17 protein-coding genes are annotated in these 20,146 nt (G+C 42.8%); 8 read left to right on the forward strand and 9 right to left on the reverse strand.

All coding sequences use genetic code 11. The features are described 5' to 3' along the window. Nucleotides 1-2: 2 nt before the first annotated feature. The gene (locus FPZ42_RS04690) at nucleotides 3-1,478 is read right to left on the reverse strand and encodes a DUF5687 family protein (protein ID WP_146269314.1); all 1,476 of its coding nucleotides are present in this window, start codon (nucleotides 1,476-1,478) and stop codon (nucleotides 3-5) included. Between the two features lie 49 nt (nucleotides 1,479-1,527). After that, on the reverse strand, nucleotides 1,528-2,808 hold the full coding sequence (locus FPZ42_RS04695; protein WP_146269315.1) for a replication-associated recombination protein A: 1,281 nt from the start codon (nucleotides 2,806-2,808) through the stop codon (nucleotides 1,528-1,530). A 95-nt stretch (nucleotides 2,809-2,903) separates the two neighbouring features. Between FPZ42_RS04695 and FPZ42_RS04700 the strand changes: the two genes are divergently transcribed. The 4 genes from FPZ42_RS04700 (at nucleotide 2,904) to FPZ42_RS04715 (ending at nucleotide 8,422) form a co-directional block, all read left to right on the forward strand. After that, nucleotides 2,904-3,542 (forward strand): DNA-3-methyladenine glycosylase family protein, encoded by a 639-nt coding sequence (locus tag FPZ42_RS04700; RefSeq protein ID WP_146269316.1) that lies wholly within the window; start codon nucleotides 2,904-2,906, stop codon nucleotides 3,540-3,542. A gap of 222 nt (nucleotides 3,543-3,764) precedes the next feature. After that, nucleotides 3,765-4,391, forward strand: a complete 627-nt coding sequence (locus tag FPZ42_RS04705; RefSeq protein ID WP_146269317.1) for a hypothetical protein — start codon at nucleotides 3,765-3,767, stop codon at nucleotides 4,389-4,391. 188 nt (nucleotides 4,392-4,579) lie between these two features. After that, nucleotides 4,580-6,712: a carboxy terminal-processing peptidase gene (locus FPZ42_RS04710; RefSeq protein ID WP_146269318.1), complete on the forward strand. Its 2,133-nt coding sequence runs from the start codon at nucleotides 4,580-4,582 to the stop codon at nucleotides 6,710-6,712. A 171-nt stretch (nucleotides 6,713-6,883) separates the two neighbouring features. Beyond that, nucleotides 6,884-8,422 (forward strand): YifB family Mg chelatase-like AAA ATPase, encoded by a 1,539-nt coding sequence (locus tag FPZ42_RS04715; protein WP_146269319.1) that lies wholly within the window; start codon nucleotides 6,884-6,886, stop codon nucleotides 8,420-8,422. Nucleotides 8,423-8,594: 172 nt separating this feature from the next. On the opposite strand, the gene FPZ42_RS04720 is transcribed toward FPZ42_RS04715, so the two are convergent. After that, nucleotides 8,595-9,014, reverse strand: coding sequence for a single-stranded DNA-binding protein (locus tag FPZ42_RS04720; protein WP_146269320.1), 420 nt, complete (start codon nucleotides 9,012-9,014; stop codon nucleotides 8,595-8,597). Nucleotides 9,015-9,037: 23 nt separating this feature from the next. Then, nucleotides 9,038-10,081: an A/G-specific adenine glycosylase gene (gene mutY, locus FPZ42_RS04725; protein ID WP_146269321.1), complete on the reverse strand. Its 1,044-nt coding sequence runs from the start codon at nucleotides 10,079-10,081 to the stop codon at nucleotides 9,038-9,040. A gap of 175 nt (nucleotides 10,082-10,256) precedes the next feature. Between mutY and FPZ42_RS04730 the strand changes: the two genes are divergently transcribed. The 3 genes from FPZ42_RS04730 (at nucleotide 10,257) to FPZ42_RS04740 (ending at nucleotide 13,199) form a co-directional block, all read left to right on the forward strand. Beyond that, entirely contained in the window at nucleotides 10,257-10,559 is a 303-nt protein-coding gene (locus FPZ42_RS04730; RefSeq protein ID WP_146269322.1) for an HU family DNA-binding protein, read from the forward strand. Between the two features lie 6 nt (nucleotides 10,560-10,565). Then, nucleotides 10,566-11,411, forward strand: coding sequence for a tetratricopeptide repeat protein (locus FPZ42_RS04735; protein ID WP_146269323.1), 846 nt, complete (start codon nucleotides 10,566-10,568; stop codon nucleotides 11,409-11,411). 237 nt (nucleotides 11,412-11,648) lie between these two features. Further along, nucleotides 11,649-13,199, forward strand: coding sequence for an Rne/Rng family ribonuclease (locus FPZ42_RS04740; protein ID WP_146269324.1), 1,551 nt, complete (start codon nucleotides 11,649-11,651; stop codon nucleotides 13,197-13,199). Nucleotides 13,200-13,511: 312 nt separating this feature from the next. On the opposite strand, the gene FPZ42_RS19470 is transcribed toward FPZ42_RS04740, so the two are convergent. Beyond that, the gene (locus tag FPZ42_RS19470; protein ID WP_222431538.1) at nucleotides 13,512-13,721 is read right to left on the reverse strand and encodes a GIY-YIG nuclease family protein; all 210 of its coding nucleotides are present in this window, start codon (nucleotides 13,719-13,721) and stop codon (nucleotides 13,512-13,514) included. Between the two features lie 136 nt (nucleotides 13,722-13,857). On the opposite strand from FPZ42_RS19470, the gene radA reads away from it, so the two are divergent. Beyond that, nucleotides 13,858-15,297, forward strand: coding sequence for a DNA repair protein RadA (gene radA, locus FPZ42_RS04750; protein ID WP_146269325.1), 1,440 nt, complete (start codon nucleotides 13,858-13,860; stop codon nucleotides 15,295-15,297). A 3-nt stretch (nucleotides 15,298-15,300) separates the two neighbouring features. On the opposite strand, the gene FPZ42_RS04755 is transcribed toward radA, so the two are convergent. From FPZ42_RS04755 to FPZ42_RS04770, 4 genes are all read right to left on the reverse strand, one after another. Then, on the reverse strand, nucleotides 15,301-16,539 hold the full coding sequence (locus tag FPZ42_RS04755; protein WP_146269326.1) for a PP2C family protein-serine/threonine phosphatase: 1,239 nt from the start codon (nucleotides 16,537-16,539) through the stop codon (nucleotides 15,301-15,303). Nucleotides 16,540-16,631: 92 nt separating this feature from the next. Beyond that, complete coding sequence (locus FPZ42_RS04760) at nucleotides 16,632-17,762, reverse strand: glycosyltransferase family 2 protein (protein WP_146269327.1); 1,131 nt, start codon at nucleotides 17,760-17,762, stop codon at nucleotides 16,632-16,634. Next, nucleotides 17,746-18,720 (reverse strand): lysylphosphatidylglycerol synthase domain-containing protein, encoded by a 975-nt coding sequence (locus tag FPZ42_RS04765; protein WP_146269328.1) that lies wholly within the window; start codon nucleotides 18,718-18,720, stop codon nucleotides 17,746-17,748. Before FPZ42_RS04765 ends, FPZ42_RS04760 begins: the two co-directional genes overlap by 17 nt. Nucleotides 18,721-18,864: 144 nt before the next feature. Further along, a complete protein-coding gene (locus FPZ42_RS04770; protein ID WP_146269329.1) occupies nucleotides 18,865-20,097 on the reverse strand; it encodes a peroxiredoxin family protein in 1,233 nt (410 codons plus the stop codon). Between the last annotated feature and the right edge of the window lie 49 nt (nucleotides 20,098-20,146).

The following is a 20,146-nucleotide window of genomic DNA, read 5'->3' on the forward strand; positions in this document are numbered from 1 at the left end:
GGCTATTTATTTCTGAAGCCTTCGGCTATTTTATATCGTTTGTTTTCAAAATCTTTACTCAGTTGTTTTATCCAGTACTCGCGTGTCGCAATAAATACAATAGCTATTATTGCCATAAACGCGAAGCCGATATCAACACGGTGCAGCAGGTAAAACGGCAGGTAAATAACGTAAGGAAAAATTATCAAAGGGAAAGACAGTAACAATTGACTTGCACCAACACCTTCCCAGTTGAATGATGCACCTTTACTCAGATCGATACGCTTTTGGTTGAAATTGGCAAACCAAAGTACTACTGTTGTATTGATACCGATGTTCCATAAATACATTACAAAATGGATCATCACTACGCGCCAGCCAAAGTAGGCGTAAGGCAGCGTTAGGATAAACGCAACTGTAGATACAGCGGTGAAAAGGATGTATTTAGCCCGAAGGAAATCCTTAAACTTTACTTTGCTAACCAAAATCCCATCGAAATGTGCAGCCTGCCAGCTATACATAAACTGCCCGTAGCTAATGATGAAGATACCGGTCATGAACATGCCTACAAAAACCTTCATGCTTTCGCCATAGGCTTTTTGCGTGTAAAAGATCAAACCGTAAAACATAAAGAACAAGCCCATGATAAGCGCGCTGCGAGGGCGCTTATTCCTGAGTATTAACTTGATCTCGTTAGCCACCAGGTCTCCTATATGGCCAAATCTGCCAAGGAAGGGAATCTCTGTACTGCTTTTGCGGTCTTCGGCTTTTTTAGAGCTTAGCTCCTCCAGATAAAGGTTGGCCTTTAAGTAGTAGAAGTTTACAAAGAACATCACCACTGCCAGCAACACCGGAACAACCACTAATACAGGCATCTTGATCAGGTTACCAAAGAACAAATTTGATACATGCTGAATTGAATATAAATGCCATATATAATCGCCGCAAACAACCAGAGAAAGCAATACACCAACCACTAAAAAGATCCAGCCATTGAGGTTAGAGCGGCGTTTGATGTAAAGCGCGAGGTAGTTGTTAAAAATAGAAAATGCGATAATGGATAACCAAACTGCCCATGCCACCATAGCACCATTTTCAGGCGCTATTATCTTTACGATGGACGGAGTAAATAAAATAATAGGCCACAAATTGAACACCGAGAAAATAGCCGTGAGTGCCAGGTAACCTACTATTTTGTTGCGCTTAATAGGTAGGTGAAGGTAGGGTTGAACTTTCAGGGTAGGGAGTTCCTGCAGCTGCAAGCGCATCACCAGGTCGTAAAGAAAATAAACCAGCAAGATGCCGCAAAAGGCAACAACCAGGTCGTCATGCGGAAAAAGTCCCTCTAAAAGCTTATCGAGCACAACGCCCAGGCCAATTACACAAGCCAAAAGGTAAAGGATCATCAAACCGAGGAAGATCTTTACGGCAATGCTTTTACCTGTATTTCTCGATCGCCAAAAAGATTTTAGCTCATGGTTAAAAAAAGTGAGTATCATTAATGAGTGTGTGTAAGGTGACGCAAAAAGAATTGCGGTGCTTAAGATACTAATAATTGTATCTGCTGCCCCATAATTTCTTTAAACGTTCTTTTGACTCGGCCTCTCGTGGATTGTTACCCGGCTCATAAATTTTAGTGCCGCGTATTTGCTCAGGAAGAAAATCAAGATCGGCAAAGTTGCCCTCATAGCTGTGGGCATACTTGTAATTTTTACCATAACCAATATTTTTCATCAGCTTGGTTGGCGCATTTCGCAGATGCAAAGGCACAGGCAGATCGCCGGTCTCACGCACTAAAGACATAGCCGAACCAATAGCAGTAGTGGCAGAATTACTTTTAGCCGAAGTTGCCAGATAGATACAGGTTTGCGAAAGTATCAGCTGCGACTCTGGCATCCCGATCACCTGTACAGCATTAAAGCAGCTTTGAGCCAATAGCAAAGCATTAGGGTTAGCGTTACCAATATCTTCTGATGCCAGTATCAGCATACGCCGGGCAATAAACAGCGGATCCTCGCCCCCTGCAATCATCCGCGCCAGCCAATAAACGGCGCCGTTTGGATCGCTGCCCCGCATAGATTTGATGAAAGCTGATATGATATCATAATGCTGTTCGCCAGCTTTATCATACAGGGCCATGTTTTGCTGCACATGCTCAAGCACCACATCATTGGTAAGCACGATTTTTTTACTGTCGATGGCGTTCACCAGCAGTTCAAAAATATTAAGCAGCTTGCGGGCATCGCCACCGCTGAGGCGTAACAAAGCTTCATGTTCTTTAATGGTGATGTTGCGTTTGCTCAGCACCACATCTTCTTTCATGGCTTCGGCAAGCAGGTCAAGCAGGTCTTGCTCTTCCAAGGCTTTAAGGATATAAACCTGGCACCGCGAAAGTAAAGCCGATATCACCTCAAAGGATGGGTTTTCGGTAGTGGCGCCTATCAGCGTAACTATACCCCGTTCAACAGCGCCCAGCAGCGAATCTTGTTGCGATTTGGAAAAGCGGTGGATCTCATCGATAAACAGCACCGGCAATACCTCGCCCTGTTCCTTAAGTACAGATGCTTTCTCTATCACCTCGCGCACATCCTTAACGCCCGAGTTAATAGCACTAAGTGAGAAGAATGGACGATATAGCGATTGTGAAATGATATAAGCCAAGGTGGTTTTCCCCACACCCGGCGGCCCCCAGAATATCATTGAAGGCAGAGCCCCGCTCTCTATAGCTTTGCGCAAAACAGCACCTTTACCTACAAGGTGTTTTTGGCCTACATAATCATCGAGAGATGCAGGCCTCATACGTTCGGCTAAAGGCGGCAGATTATTCATAATGGTAAAAGTCAGAAATAGAACCGCTAAATCCTAAAAAAGTTAGTAATTTTAAAATTCTTTATCGCGTCATTTTCTATTGTCCTAACAACCACATGCCTCAACAGTTTACACAGGTCAACTACTATCAACTTTGCGACGAATTAACAATTATGGACACTGACTTTGCAATGGTGATCAAACAACACGGCTACCCGCCGTTCTGGAGCAGGCCTAATACTTTTGAAAGCCTGGTGCATATTATATTAGAGCAGCAGGTTTCGTTGGCTTCGGCACTTTCTGCACTAAACAAACTCCGTGAGCGCGTTGGTGAAATTACGCCAGCCCGTGTATTGGTCTTAACTGATGCAGAAATGCGGGAGTGTTATTGCAGCAGGCAAAAAACGGCTTACATCAGGTATCTTGCAGAAGCTATACTGGGCGGGCAGATAAATCTTTCAGATTTTGAGCAAATGGAAGATGACGACATACGAAGCAGGCTAACTGCTTTAAAAGGCATTGGCAACTGGACGGTTGATGTTTACCTGATGTTTGCCTTGCATCATACAGATGTTTTACCAATTGGCGACCTGGCAATTGTTAACGCGATCAAACAATTAAAAAATCTGCAGAAAGATACACCTAAAGAAGATCTGCTAATTATTGCCGATACCTGGAAACCATACCGTACAGTTGCCAGCATGTTGCTATGGCATTTTTACCTGCAAACACGGAAGCCAAAAAGTAAAACCTGATCACTTTTTTACAGGCGTAATAAGTAAGGCACTTATTCGTTTAAGGTTGATTGAAACTTTTTAGTTAAAAAGCCGGTATAAAGGCACAAAAGTTTACTTTGCGTTAAAAAGATTAAGTGTTGACCCGGGTTCTGCGATGTTTTTAAGCTATTGTAAATCAGAAAACTAATTTTTAAGTTTGTTAAACGGTTAATTATTTACCATCTCCCCCTCAAAAATTACATGAGATATTCTTTACTATTGGTTATCCTTTTTGCTTTCAACCTTACTGCATCTGCGCAGTGGTATAAGCTTGATTTTAAAAAACATGTAAGATATTCTCAGATCGCTTCAACTAAGTACAACGCTATGAAGCGGCTGATGGCTACCTATCCGGTTGTTACAAACAAAAAACTCGCACCGATACCTACAGTAATAAGTCAGTTACAATTAGAGGCAGGTGAAAGGGTAATTATGCGCGCTGCTCAACATAATATGCGCTTTCGTCAATACGGTGAAGCCAGTTACCGCTTTAGCGAATTGGCACAACTATATGTTAAAGCTAACCGCCTTTCTGAAGCCAAGTGGTACTATTTACAAAGCAATTTAATATCGCGCCAGCAAAATGATTACCCGCACACTATAAGTAACCTTATTTGCCTGGCCCTTGTAAAGGCAGACCTTGGCGACCTTACGCAAGCGCAACAAGACCTCACCGAAGCCCGTGAAATGGCGCGCAATGCCGGCCGCACCCAAGACCTGAAACTGGTTGAAGAAAAGTTAAAATTTTTGCAGACCAATAAAACGTGGCTTCCAAAATCAGAACTTAGGTACGCAGATGCTGCTGAGACCACAGCCAAATCCAAATAACATACTGGCATTGTAACAATTGCGTAAAATGCAGGTCCTATAAAAAATCAAAGCAAACATTATTGTAATATTGTTTATTCAATATATTCGGGACGGCTATTAAGCTGTCTCTTTTTTTATAGTAGCATTTAAAACAGGCACAAGTATTGATGTTTAACCAGGTTCCCGATCTTAATAGTGTAAAAGATATGTTCAAGAAATTATATTTAATGCTGGTTTTAGCGGCTGCGCTGGCCTGCAATGCATCTCCGTCAAAACCAGCGTACAAACCTTTAGGCCCAAATGACCTTAAACCTGATGAGCAGCAAAGTGTAGTTTTAACCTACGTTGCGAAGCTTATTACAGACTATAACTACAAAAAGGTTCCGCTTAACGATTCTATCTCGAACATTATTTTTAACAGCTACCTTAAGAAGCTCGATGAAAATCACAACTATCTTACACAGGGCGATATAAAAAATATCGACCAGTTCCGTAATATTCTGGATGATGATATTAAAGCAGGTAACCTTAATAGTGTATTTTATATCTTTAATATATTTCAGAAACGTTACAACGAATATGTAAACTTCTCAGTTGCTGAGTTAAACAAAAACTTTGATTTTACTAAGAACGAGACTTACACTTATGACAGGGACAGCTTGCCATGGGCAAAATCTGATGATGAGCTGCACGAACTTTGGGCAAAACGTGTTAAGTACGATCTGCTTAATTTAAAGCTTACCGGCAAAGACCTGGCGGCAAATAAAGTAACACTCAAGAAACGCTACACTAATATTCTTTCGCAATCTAACAAGTTATCCAACCAGGACGTGTTCCAGGCGTTTATGGATGCTTTTACCGAGGCGATTGACCCACATACCAATTACTTTAATCCATCAAATGCGGCTAATTTTAATATAGATATGTCGCGTTCACTGGAAGGTATAGGCGCTTCGCTTTTAAGTGAAAATGAATATGTAACCATTAAAAGTGTAACACCTGGTGGCCCTGCCGATAGGAGCAAACTGGTAAATGCTGATGATCGTATTATTGCTGTTGCGCAAGGTAAAACCGGCGAATGGCAGGACATTGTTGGCTGGAGAATAGATAACGCCATTGCATTGATCCGCGGCCCTAAAGGCACTGTTGTAAGGCTGCAATTATTAGCTAAAAGCGCTTCCCCAACTGCAAAGCCAAGGGTTATTGAGTTGGTTCGTGAAAAGATAATCCTTAAGGATATTTCTGCTAAGAAAGACATCCGCACTTATGATAGCAATGGTAAAAAGGTGAAGATAGGTGTGATATCTATCCCGGCTTTCTATCTTGACTTTGCTGATTACAAAGCAGGAAACCCTAACTACAAAAGCACCACTCGCGACGTAAAACTGATCTTAGACAGCCTGAAGAAAGAGAATGTTGATGGCGTTGTGATTGATCTTCGTCAAAATGGTGGTGGTTCTTTAATGGAAGCTATTGAATTAACTGGCTTGTTTATCAAAACCGGGCCTGTAGTACAGGTGCGTGATGCACGCAACCAGGTAGAGGTTGATAAGGATGAGGACGAAACAGTTAATTATACCGGCCCGTTAGCAATAGTTGTGGACAGGTTTAGTGCATCAGCATCAGAAATTTTCTCCGGTGCTATACAAGATTACGGTCGCGGACTGATCATTGGTACACAAACCTACGGTAAAGGTACCGTGCAAAACGCTATTGATCTTGATAAGATCATAGCGCCTACACTTAAGGATAAGCTGATGTCACTTACAGGCAAACCGAAAACGGTTGCCACCGGCAGCCAAAACAAATTTGGCCAGCTTAACTTAACTATAGCTAAATTCTATCGTATCAGCGGCAGCTCAACACAGCACAAAGGTGTAATACCTGATGTTCAGTTCCCGTCTATCATACCGCTTGATAAATACGGAGAAGATACCGAACCATCTGCACTTCCGTTTGATATGATCGCTAAAACAAGCTACACCACTGTTGGTAATTTCTCAACCGTGATACCTGAACTGCGCAAAATGCATGATGAGAGAATGGCAACAAGCCAAAGCTACAAGTACCTGCTTGAAGATATCCAGGATGCTAAAAAACAAGACGCTGAAAAATCAATAACACTTAACGAAGTTGACCTGAAAAAGCAAAGAGATGCAGACGAGCAAAAAGTATTTGAGCGTAATAATCTCCGCCGTGTAGCACTTGGGCTACGTCCGCTTAAAAAGGGCGAAGCAAAACCTAAGAACGAAGATCTTGACTTCCTGCAAAAAGAAGCCGGTCAAATATTGACAGACTACATTACACTTGGCAATAAAACAGCGGTAGTTAACCCATAAAATTATCAGATACTAACAAAAAAGGGAACTGCGTGCGGTTCCCTTTTTTTGTTTATACGGTCACATTTGCAAATATTAATTCAGCAATAATAAAATCATCCCCTCAGGATTAACAAGAAAGTGCAATGTTTCAAAAAAACGCTATCTTCCGCCTTATAAATAACCTGTCACGTGTTAGTTAAGACCTTTGGAAGCGCAGTTTATGGGATACAGGCTATCACCATCACCGTTGAAGTAAATATTGCCGCAGGCACCAAGTATTTTATTGTTGGTTTGCCGGATGTTGCTGTTAAAGAAAGCTATTTCAGGATCGAGTCGGCATTAAAGAATTGTGGCTACCGCATGCCACGCCAGCAGGTAGTGGTAAATATGGCCCCAGCCGATATAAAAAAGGAAGGATCATCTTACGACCTTACCATTGCAACCGGTGTTTTAGCTGCCTCAGGCCAGATAGAAGCGGAGGAATTAAACAAGTACCTTATCATGGGCGAACTTTCCTTAGATGGCGGCTTACAACCCATCAAGGGTGCTTTACCTATTGCCATACAGGCACGCAAAGAAGGCTTTAAAGGTTTTATCCTCCCCAAGCAAAATGCCCGCGAAGCAGCCATTGTAAATGACCTTGAAGTTTATGGCGTTGAAAATATCAAACAAGTTGCCGATTTCTTTAACGGTGATAATGCTTTGAAGCCCGAGGTTGTAAATACCCGTGAGGAATTTTATGATAGCCTTGCCAACTATGACAGCGACTTTAGCGATGTACGGGGCCAGGAAAATATTAAACGTGCTCTTGAGATAGCAGCTGCAGGCGGCCACAATGTAATATTGATAGGCCCGCCGGGAGCAGGCAAAACTATGCTTGCCCGCAGGCTGCCTTCTATATTACCACCCTTGAGCTTGCATGAATCTTTAGAAACAACCAAGATCCACTCTGTTGCAGGCAAGCTTTCTACCGCTGATGCTTTGGTTACTACAAGGCCATTCCGGTCGCCGCATCATACTATAAGCGATGTGGCGCTCGTGGGCGGCGGTAGTAATCCGCAACCGGGAGAGATCTCTCTGGCGCATAACGGTGTATTGTTTTTAGATGAGTTACCCGAGTTTAAGCGTACGGCCCTTGAAGTAATGCGCCAGCCCTTGGAAGAACGCCGTGTTACTATTTCCCGGGCAAAGTTTACGGTTGATTACCCAAGTAGTTTCATGCTGGTTGCCAGCATGAATCCCTGCCCTTGCGGCTATTATAACCACCCGGAGAAAGAATGCATCTGCCCGCCGGGAACGGTACAAAAATACCTGAGTAAGATCTCCGGCCCGCTGCTGGATCGCATCGATCTGCATGTTGAGGTTACGCCTGTTAATTTTGATGAACTATCGGCAGAGCGGTTAGCCGAGAAAAGCGAATTGATCCGCGAACGTGTGGTAAAAGCGCGAGATCTGCAATCGCAGCGCTTCGGCAATAAGCCCGATCTGCATGCCAACGCACAGATGAGCCCGCAAATGGTGCGCGAGATATGTAAGATAAACGCTGCAGGCCAAACGCTGTTGAAACGGGCTATGGAGAAGCTTGGCTTGTCGGCACGGGCTTATGACCGCATACTGAAGGTCGCCCGTACAATCGCTGATCTTGCCGGCAGCGAGGAAATACTACTGGAACACCTTGCCGAAGCGATACATTTCCGCAGTTTGGACAGAGAAGGCTGGGCGGGTTAAGTGTTCACGTTCACGCGATGAACACCCGTGAACGCTGACAGATTTTTGTCAGCCCTTGTCAGATAAATTTAACTAACACCATAGTGCAGGTATAATGTTATTCAACAAAAAAACCCGAACTTATTACAGCGCGGGTTTTCAAACAACAATAAATTTATAATTATCAGGTGTATTAAAACGGTAAGTCATCGGCGTCGTTACGGTAGCCGTCGGTTTCTGCTGTGCGGGCACCGTTGCGTGGTGCGCCTTCGGTCTCAAAATCGGTTTTGCGGCCAAGCATCGTAAAGTTCTCTGCAACAACTTCTGTAGTGTATTTTTTGATGCCTTCTTTGTCCTCAAAAGAACGGGTACGTAGTTTACCTTCAATGTAAACCAATTTGCCTTTTTGCAGGTATTTGGCAGCTACATCGGCCAATCCCCGCCACATCACAATATTATGCCATTCAGTTTGCTCTACTTTTCGGCCATCTTTATTAAAGGTTTCAGATGTAGCTAACGGAAAACTCGCAACTGCCACCCCGCCCTCTAAATGCCTAATTTCAGGGTCCTTGCCCAGGTGACCAACGAGTATAACTTTATTAATTCCAGACATGCCATAAATTAACGGAGAATTATTTAGAAATTAAAAATATTTTTTATAAATATAAAAACACATTTAGGCATAGCGAGCTTCTCAAGATCATCAATATTGGCGTAAAACCAACCATCCTGTAATTTTTCAGGAAATTTGTCCAGTATCAAAAACCTGATGAATAATTGCTGATGAGTTAAAACATGCTTGATTACACCTGAATTGTCCTTTAAAATATTAGTTTTCCCAAATTTAGTCATTTCCGGTAGTTGAAGAACATCCATCGGTTCTAACAAAGCATTGGTTTCAACAAGCGGCAAATCATACATATTTGCCCAAATATCGCCGTCGCCACGCTTGTTCATCAGTACCGTTTTATCATCAAATATTAACAAATAGTTAAAAAATCTTTTCTTGATTTTAATAGTCTTTAACTTTACAGGCAAACTATTAATTGCGTTATGCTTAAAGGCCTCGCAGTGTAGTTTAACCGGGCATATCCCGCATGCAGGGTTCTTAGGCTTGCATAGCATTGCCCCAAATTCCATCATTGCCTGATTATGTAAAGCAGGCCGTTGTTTATCTAAAACATCATCGGCAATTTGCTGAAATAGCTTTTTACCTTTAGGAGAATTGATAGGCTCATCTACCCCAAAATACCTTGATAACACACGGTAAACGTTTCCATCAACAACAGCCCTTGCCTCGTTGGCAGAAAATGATGATATGGCTGCAGCGGTATATTCGCCCACGCCTTTCAGTTTTATCAGTTCATTGTAGGTGGTTGGGAATTTGCCATCATACTCTTCTTGCACCAATTGTGCAGTTTTAAGCATATTGCGGCCACGTGAATAATAACCTAAGCCTTGCCACAGCCGAAGCACCTCATCTTCAGATGCGGCAGCAAAATCTGTAACCGTTGGGTAGCGTTCTGCAAAGCGGTAAAAGTAGGGCATTCCCTGTTCAACCCGCGTTTGCTGCAGTATTATTTCAGACAGCCATATTATATAAGCATCGGTAGTATTTCGCCATGGCAAGTCGCGTTTGTGCTGCTGGTACCAGGCAATCAGTTGGGCACTAAAATCCATTTTATGCAAAGTAACAGTATATCACCGCTGTATCATAATTTGTTAGCTTAAATTGCGCTTTAAGCATGCCCTCAAAAAAAATCCGGCATTTATTTTAAGTTTTAATTTTAAAGCGATACTTTTGCAACCCCAAAACAGTTAAGTATTTATACAATTAAATAAAAGAAAACAGGATATGACCAAGGCAGAAATTATAGCTGAAATCTCATCTAAAACAGGTATCGAAAAAGTGGACGTGCAGGAAACTGTTGAGGCGTTTTTCAAGGTAGTTAAAACCTCAATGGTTGGTGGCGAAAACGTTTATGTAAGAGGTTTCGGCAGCTTTGTAGTTAAAAAAAGAGCTAAAAAAACTGCTCGTAACATTTCTAAAAATACTGCTATTATTATCCCGGAGCATTTTGTGCCAAGCTTTAAGCCAGCTAAAACTTTCGTAGAGAAAGTAAAAACCGGTAACAAATCTGCCAAAGCAAGCAAATAATAAGGTATGAGAACGAAACAAATAGTAGTTACTGTGGCAGTTATTGCTGTTATGGGCTATTTGTACGCGTTACCCGTTAAAGGTTTTTTAAAACCTAAAGAAAACAACACACAGGCAAGTGCCAAAATGTCGGCAGCAAAGCCTAAGGCAACACTTAGTGCCGAAGCTGTATCAGCTATGGCGAGGCAGGGTTTAGCACCCGCTCAGCTGCAGCAAATAAGCGTTCTTGAAAATAAGTTAAAAACTGCTGGTGATGCAGAAAAGGCTGCATTGCAAAAGCAATTGGCCAAAGCATGGGATGCGGCTAACCAGGCTGCTCCGGCGGGTTTCTATTATTTAGATCTGGCCCGCAAAACCAACGCCCCGGCAGATTGGATAGCAGCAGGTAACCGTTTCAACACGGCTTACAAGCTTACACAAGATACAACAGCGCAGGGCACTTATATAGTTAATGCTACTGAAGCGTTTAACCACGCCAACCAGTTGCAGCCCGATAACCTTGAGGTTAAAACAGGTTTAGGTACTGCATATGTAAACGGCGGCGGTATGCCAATGCAGGGTATTGCACTATTGCTTGATGTGGTAAAGAAAGACCCAACCAACCACGAGGCCTTACTTAATTTAGGTATGTTCTCGATGAAGAGCGGGCAGTATGAAAAAGCGGTTGAAAGGTTTAAAACCCTGATAGCGCAAAAAGAAGAGGTTGAGCCCTACTTTTACCTGGCAGAAAGCTATAAGCAACTGGGCCGTAAAGAAGAGGCTATTGCCGCTTACGAAAAATGTAAACAGTTAATGGGCGACCCGGTGGCCGGCCAGCGTATTGACGAGTACATAAAGGAATTAAAAAAATAAATTGATCACATAAAAACATTATTACTATGCCAAGCGGTAAAAAACGTAAAAGACATAAAATGGCTACTCACAAACGTAAAAAGCGTTTAAGAAAAAACAGACATAAAAAGAAATAAGCTTTCTCTTAACAGATCGCTTATATCCCGCCCTTGTGCGGGATTTTTCTGTGTGTTTTATCCACTTACTAACTTGCGGTGCAACTTTTATGATTGCGCCGCTTAAGAAATGGAGTAGCAATTGATAAAAGAATTAATTATCGATTCATCCCCCAACGGGGCTACTATTGCATTATTACAGGATAAACAACTTGTAGAACTCCATAAAGAGCAGATCACTAACAATTATACTGTTGGCGATATTTACATGGGCCGCATAAAAAAAATTATGCCGAGCCTTAATGCTGCTTTTGTGGACGTTGGTTACGAGAAGGACGCCTTTTTGCATTATCTTGATCTGGGGCCTCAGGTACAAAGCCTGATAAAGCTTACCAAGCAAGTACGTAGCGGTGGGTATCAATCGAAGCTTTTGGATAACTTTAAGCTTGAGGCCGATATTAATAAGGCCGGCAAGATCTCTGAAGTGTTATCTAAAGGAATGCTTGTACCGGTACAAATAGCCAAAGAGCCTATTTCAACAAAAGGCCCGAGGCTTAGTTCCGACCTGTCAATAGCGGGCCGTTATGTTGTACTGGTGCCTTTTTCTGAGGTAATATCTATCTCCAAAAAAATCAAAAGCAACACGGAGCGCAACCGCCTGCGTAAGGTGGTTGAAAGCATTAAGCCCAAAAATTTCGGTGTTATTATTCGCACCGTATCAGAGGGCAAGGGTGTGCAGGAACTGCAAAAGGACCTGTTAGACCTGATCTCTAAATGGGAAACCTTTGCAACCAAGCTGCACAGCACAGAACCTTCTAAGAAGATTTTGGGCGAAATAGGCCGTACATCTACCATCCTAAGGGATATTTTAAACCCCGACTTTCAGCATATTCATGTGAACGAGCAGAGTATGTATGAAGAGGTGAAATCATATATCCACGAGATCTCCCCGGAGATGGAGAACATTGTACGCCTGCACAAGCACAAGGATGTGATATTTGAGCACCATGGTATCGAGAAACAGATCAAATCTGCCTTTGGCAAAACTGTTAACCTTGCCGGTGGCGCTTACCTGGTTATTGAGCATACCGAAGCACTGCACGTTATTGACGTAAATAGTGGTAACCGTACTGCCAATAAAGAGAACCAGGAGGAGAATGCTTTCCAAGTGAATAAAGAGGCTGCACGTGAAATTGCACGCCAGCTGCGCCTGCGCGATATGGGCGGTATTGTGGTTGTTGATTTTATTGACATGCACAAGCCTACCAACCGTAAAGAGCTTTTTGATTATTTAAAGGCCGAAATGAGCCACGACAGGGCTAAGCACACCATTTTGCCACCGAGCAAATTTGGTTTAGTGCAGATAACACGCCAGCGCGTGCGCCCCGAAATGAATATCGTTACCAGCGAGGTTTGCCCTACTTGTAACGGTACGGGCACCATACGGCCAACCATTTTGCTTTTAGATGATATTGAAAACAACTTCAATTACATACTTGAAGAGCAAAACGAGAAAAATATTACGCTTTGTGTACACCCATACATTGAGGCTTACATCAAAAAAGGCATATTCAACCGCCAGATGAAATGGTATTTCAAATATGGCCAATGGATAAAGGTAAAAAGCAATCCGGCTTACCAGATAACCGAATTCAGGTTTTTCTCAAGTAAGGACGAAGAAATAAAGCTATAGTATTGATGTGCTACCCCAATAACTATTGGGGTATGCAGATGAAGGAAAGAGCAGCCGTTTTAGAAATGGCTGCTCTTTTTGTTTGTAATAACTGTTCTCGCCCCTCATGTGCCGAATTTTTTCACATCCCACGCGCTGAGATTGTAAAATATGGTTTGAGGCAACGATAGTCTCGCGTCCAACGTCATGCCGAATTTATTTCTGCATCCCACGCGCTGAGTAAAACGCGCTAATCTAACTCATGTTTCAAATCTTTCATCTTCGGATTTTCCGACTTTATGGGATTAATTTTCCAATCCTTATGTCAATTATTTAATTGCTTTCGCGGTCTATTGCATCAGTGATGCGTTCGAAAGATTCATAACGCACCAAATCAAACACTCTATGTTTCTTAACAAAAATGGAACATTCATTGTTAAGGTATTGCCAAATCCGGGCACGTAGATCTGATATCACACCAATATAAAAGGTTATTCGATAAGAATTGGTCATTATGTAGACATAGGGAGGTTTGATGAGCATGGTTTGTGATAACTTTTGGTTCCCTTAATATACGGCTCTACATGTCGGATGCCGAAATAAATTCGGCATTACGCAAGGGGTGAATATTAAATTATTTTGCTAATTTTATTGGCAAAATATCTGTACATCCAAACACATGGCTAAAACCAAGATCGCTTATTTCTGCCAGAGCTGTGGCTACGAGTCGCCTAAATGGCTGGGCAAGTGCCCAAGCTGCCAGCAATGGAATACTTTTGTTGAAGAAATACTGGAGAAAGGTAACGCAAGTGTCCCTACCTGGAAAACCAATAGTGCTTCTACATCTATGCAGCGCGCCAATAAGCCGGTTGAGGTAGCAGATATCACCTTTAGGGAAGAGCATCGCTTGCTTACACCTGATAAGGAGTTTAACCGTGTTTTAGGCGGTGGCATTGTTGCGGGCTCGTTAGTGCTGATAGGTGGTGAGCCGGGCATTGGTAAATCAACCCTGATGCTGCAACTTGCCTTGAATATGCCGAATGTGAAGGTACTGTATGTATCAGGAGAGGAGAGCGATCACCAGATAAAAATGAGGGCGGAGCGCTTGCGCGAAAGTGAAAAGTCAAAAGTCAAAAGTCTGAAGTCTGAAGACGAAAAAGGCTGTTTTATATTGACAGAAACTTCTACCCAAAATATATTTAAGCAGATAGAAGAATTACAGCCCGATGTGCTGGTTATAGATTCGATACAGACATTGCATTCTGCGCATGTGGAGTCTACACCCGGCAGCGTTTCGCAGGTGCGGGAGTGTACGGCAGAGCTGCTGCGCTTTGCCAAAGAGACCTCAACCCCTGTTTTCCTGATAGGCCACATCACTAAGGACGGCATGATAGCCGGCCCCAAGATATTGGAACACATGGTAGACACAGTTCTGCAGTTTGAGGGTGACCGCCACCATGTGTACCGCATTTTGCGTACCATTAAAAACCGTTTTGGTTCATCATCTGAATTGGGTATTTATGAGATGCAAGGCGAGGGTTTGCGTGAGGTATCCAACCCATCAGAAATTTTACTATCGCAGCGCGAGGATGGTTTAAGCGGTATTACTATATCGGCCACATTAGAAGGCATGAGGCCGATGCTGATAGAAACCCAGGCTTTAGTGAGCGCATCGCCTTACGGCACACCCCAACGTACCGCAACCGGCTTTGATACCAAACGTATGAGCATGCTGCTTGCTGTATTGGAGAAACGCTGCGGTTTCCGTTTGGGTGCCAAAGATGTTTTCCTGAACATAACCGGCGGCATCCGTGTAGAAGACCCGGCCATCGATCTGGGATTGGCGGCGGCCATCATTTCTTCACATGAGGATATCCCGATCTCGGCTAAGGTCTGCTTTGCAGGTGAGATAGGACTATCGGGCGAGATTCGTGCGGTTAACCGCGTAGAGCAACGCATTGCAGAAGCTCAAAAGCTTGGTTTTGAACAGATCTTTATCTCCAAATACAATATGCCATCTGCAGCAAAAGATAAGGGTAAACTCGACCTCTCGCGTTATACTATCGATGTAAAACCGGTTGGCCGGATAGAGGAAGTATTTGGGCTATTGTTTGGCTAAATATCACGTAATGCGAAGGGTAAGCAGGGTAATGTCGTCTATAAGTTTACCCTTAACAACGTTGTTAATGTGATGCATTAAGCCCTCGTTAAAAGCATCAGGGTCAAGATGGCCGTTATCAATCACGTATTCCATCATCTTGTCCTCATCCCAACTCTTATTACTGGTCGATTCAAGGTCCATCAACCCATCCGTGTAATTAAATAAAAGGCTTCCCGGATCAACATCTATTTCGCCTTCATTTAAAAAAGGCAGTTCATCAAATGCACCTATCATAGTGGTACCAAGCTTTAACTGCACTGCGCCGCCGTCGGCATATAAAATGGTAGGATTATGCCCGGCGTTAACGTAACAAAGTTTGCGCGTACGTTCGTTATACTTGGCCAGGAATAACGTGATAAAGCGCTCGCCTTTGGTATTACGTATTACAATCTTATTAAGACGTTCTACCACCGTTGTAAGGTCGTCTTCAATAGCAACCAACCCGTGCAGACTGGCCTGGAAATTGGCCATCAACAATGCCGCAGAAATTCCCTTGCCTGATACATCGGCAACGCACCACATAAACTCATTCTCGTTAAGACGGAAAAAGTCGTAATAGTCACCGCCGATATCCTGGTGAGGCAGGTATTTAGCATCCACTTCAACACACTGTTCTTTATGCTCGCGTAAAGGCACCAGCATGTTCTGCACCTCCACCGCAAGCTCCATCTCGCGCTGAAAGCGCTCGGCTGCAATACGTTCGCGGAAAAGCCTTTTGTTCTCCAACGCTACCACAATTACGTTAATAAGCGTTTGAACAAAATTAAGATCATTGCTGAGCATATCGTCGGCGATATTAAAATCGCCGATGAGCGCAAAAGCAAGTGCCTTATTCTTATGATAGATGGGGATGAAGTAATTGTAAGTATTAAGCACCTTATCCGCATGGTCGCGTAAAGATGATGGTGCCTTTAGTTTGCTGAGTTGTTTCCAGGTATTATTGAGTACAATAGGCGATTCGATAACACCACCATATTTGGCAATACAGCTAAAACTACCACTTTTCTCAATCATGAACCTGAATTTGCCTATCTGGAGATAATTTTTCAGGATCACCTCAAGCATCTGGAAAAGTGTTGCTGTAGGGGTATTTTTATTTATAGCACGGGTAACCTCCAATAAAGAGTTTAACTCCGATTGCCTTTTAAGCAACAGCCTGATGAGTTCGTCTTCGCCCGAGCTTGCCTGGTTGTTTTGCATTTTGTTAATACCCTGTCTAAAATAGGTAAATAATATATTTTAGAAAGGCCGAAAGCCCATTTTTTAAATATTGATGCTAAACCATCACACCGCTACCTTACCACCCTGCCCTTCCAGGCGTATCTGCGTGTATTGCCCATCAGGCCCACGTATACGAAATATAAAATGTGGATAGGCCCAAGAATGATCAATAACGAAACCAGCTGCGGCCGCTTAAAGAAGCCGGTAATAGGCAATAAAAATGCTACCTCAATTAAATATTTGAGCATGAATTGCACCAGGAACAATATCATGTAATTGACATTGTAGAAACCAAGTGCAAAGTTGACCAATAATGATAGGTTAAACAGCCAGATACAAACAGCCAGTGCAACTACCTTTTTATCTTTATACCTGGTTGATTTTGATGCCCACCTGCGTCTTTGCTGCAAAAATTCGTTGAGCGTATGTTTGGCGTGCGTGTAGACAACCGCCTCCTGATTTTTGAGGAAGCCTATCTGATGCGGATATACTTCTGCCACTTTTTGCAATAATAGTTCATCATCGCCGGAGGCAAGGTCATCTATCCCTTTAAAGCCGCCTACTTCATAAAACACGTCTTTACGGTAAGCAAAGTTGGCCCCGTTACAGGTAGATGCCCTTCCGTTTCCGATAAATGAAGCCCCGATGCCTATCAGGTAACTAAATTCCAATGTCTGCAGTCGCTCAAATAATGATGTTTCTTCAAAATAGGTAACCGGCGACGAGATCATTACAGGCTTTTCAGTTTCATAATAGGCCACTACAGTAGATAACCATTTGGTACCCATCCGGCAGTCGGCATCGGTACATATCATCAGGTCTCCGGTCGACTGGCTTATCGCTTCGGCAATGGCTTTCTTTTTATAAGAATTGAGTGGTTTGTCTTCATTAAGCTGCAGCAGCTTTACGCCACGGTCTGCATAACTGCGGATAATATTGGCCGTATCATCTGTAGAGTGGTCATCAACAATGATGATCTCTGTTAGATGTTTAGGATAATCCTGATCAAGTATATCCTCAATGGTTAAATGGATACGCTCAGCTTCATTACGTGCTGCAATGAGTACGGTTATGGGTGTTTGCAGCGGTGCACCATCAAGCTTGGTGCGCTTTAAAGCTGCCCATCCTTTTATCAGGTAAGCAACTACTAACAGGTACAAGGCTGTCAGCAATAAGGAAACAGAACTATGCAGTACGATCAAAGAATCTCAATTTAAATACGAATACAGAACCGATAATGGCAGGTATGATCAGGTTGATAAGCCAGATAGAAGATACCGCTGCAATAATAGCAATTTGCTGGTTGGTTATATACAAAAATAAATGCATGGCCGTAAAGCTGCGCACGCCTATATCCAGCAGATCAAGCGATGGCATGGCCGACTGGATAAATATGAAAACCATTACCGTCATCATCATTTCAAAGAACGGCAGGGTAGGCAACAGCAAATGAATAACCAAATAATATTGGAACGAGAACACAAAGAAACGGGCAAGGCTATAGCCAAATACCTTTAGCAGTTCATCTTTATTATACCGCCCCATGATGTCAAAAAAACGGCGGAATTTTTTGAGGAAGCTGATCTTATCCAGCCAGCTTATCAGTGTGCCTATCTTAAAGTATAACATCAGGAATACGGCAAGGAAAGTGATAGAGATAACCGCAACGCCCACAAATAACCAAATGTTCCAGTCAAGAAAATGCCATACAAACCATAGTGAGGCCAAAATACCCACCAGGTTGGTTATCACATTTTGAGCAAATGCCCCAACAGCCATAGCAAATACACCATGTATACGCTTACGGTTTGGCAAAAACATTACGCGGCCACCATATTCACCAATGCGGTTAGGGGTAAATATAGCCCATGAAAGGCCGCAGAAAACTGCCTCTACAGCTTGCCATAAAGTAATAGACGTTAATTTCCTGGCGAGATATTGCCACTTAAAACTCTCAAGCAACCAGTTAACCACCATCAGCAATACTACAACTGCCATGGTATATATCACCTGGTTTCTGCCGATAGCAGATGTTAACACCTTAAACTGTTGCAAACTATCGTTCTTAGTGAGCAGTTTATTATAGACGAACAGAACCGTTAAAACAAGTATAGATGCTTTAAGCAGGTACGAGAGTATCTTTTTGGCAGAGGCTGTCAAGTATCAGTATTTGCGCAATGTTACAAAAAGCGCTGTGCAGCGGCGAAGGATTAATTGTAATTAATCCTACATTAAAAGCACAACAAAGTAACAAGTTGATACCTAATACAGCTTTGTTTGAAAATTGTTTTAACAAAATCTTGCCTATTTCTCTGCAAGCAGGTCATCAGTTAGTTTTTCAAACTCAGCTATAAACTCGGTGTAGTGCTTACCTGTGCCCGGGCCGTTAAAGCCTGTATGGATCTTACGTACGTTGCCTTTTTTATCAATAATGATCGTAGTAGGGAAGCCAACTACTTTGGTAAGTGCAGGCAGGCTTTTGGCAGTTTCTTCTTTGTTGCTGGTGTAACCTGTTATTAATAATGGATACTGCACGTTAAAGCGGTTTTTGATCTGGGTAACGGCTTTTTGAGATTTTGCAAAATCTTTGGTGCGCTCGTAAGCCAAACCAACAACCTCTACCCCACGACTGTGATACTTTTTGTAGTAGTTTACCATATAAGCGGTCTCATCCATACAGTTAGGGCACCATGACCCCATTATCTGCAGTATCACCACTTTGTTTTTAAAACGGGCATCACTTAATGATACCGGCTTTCCGCTAAGATCTTTAAATGTAAAATCTATCTTTTTATAACCCGGCTTAAGTGCTGTTAAAGAGTATGCATCGGGCAACTTAGCATTCTCATTACGTACTGCTGTCCAGGCAGTTTTGCCTGTTAGGCCTGAATAGAACTGCCCGCTGGTGATGGTATTATTATCTGTAATGTTAGCTTTAAATAGAAAAGCATGCCCGCCATCAAAGCAGGATAGGTAAAGGCTATCGCCATTTACAGTACCCTCCAGAAAACGATAGTCGCCTGTGGTGGTTAAAAATGTACCGGTAACCTTTTGGCCGGTTTGTTTAAACTCACCAACGGTGGTGTCGCGGCCATCGCCTTCTCCAATAATTGCCGACCAGCGGCCGCTCACATTTCTATCAGCTCTGGCGGGGTTGTCAAAGAAACGCCACTTTTGGCCGGGCGTAGCAACAAAGTCCATGGGAACATCTTTCTCACCCAAATGTTTAATGTATTGGCCAACCAGTTGCTTTCCTTTGCGGACAAGCTTAAACTCTGAGTCAAACAAAGGCATTTTGATCAGTACCGAATCGCCTTTGGTTTTTAAATCTGTAACCTTAAAGCGCTCTGTACTATTGATGATGTAGAGCTGTTGGCTGTTCCCGGTGGTAGTAACATCAAAGTTGAAAGGGATCTCGTTCGCCGAGGCGGTTTTAAGTACCCCGCGCCAAACGCCGGTTTGTATTTTGGTTTGCGCAACGCTTATTTGAAACAACGCAGCTACAAACGCTGCGCTGGTGAATATCTTTTTGATCATGGTCGAAAAAAGTCTACTAAATTTGTATACTTTTCAAAAGTAGCAAATT

The organism is Mucilaginibacter achroorhodeus (assembly GCF_007846095.1).
Lineage (GTDB): Bacteria > Bacteroidota > Bacteroidia > Sphingobacteriales > Sphingobacteriaceae > Mucilaginibacter > Mucilaginibacter achroorhodeus.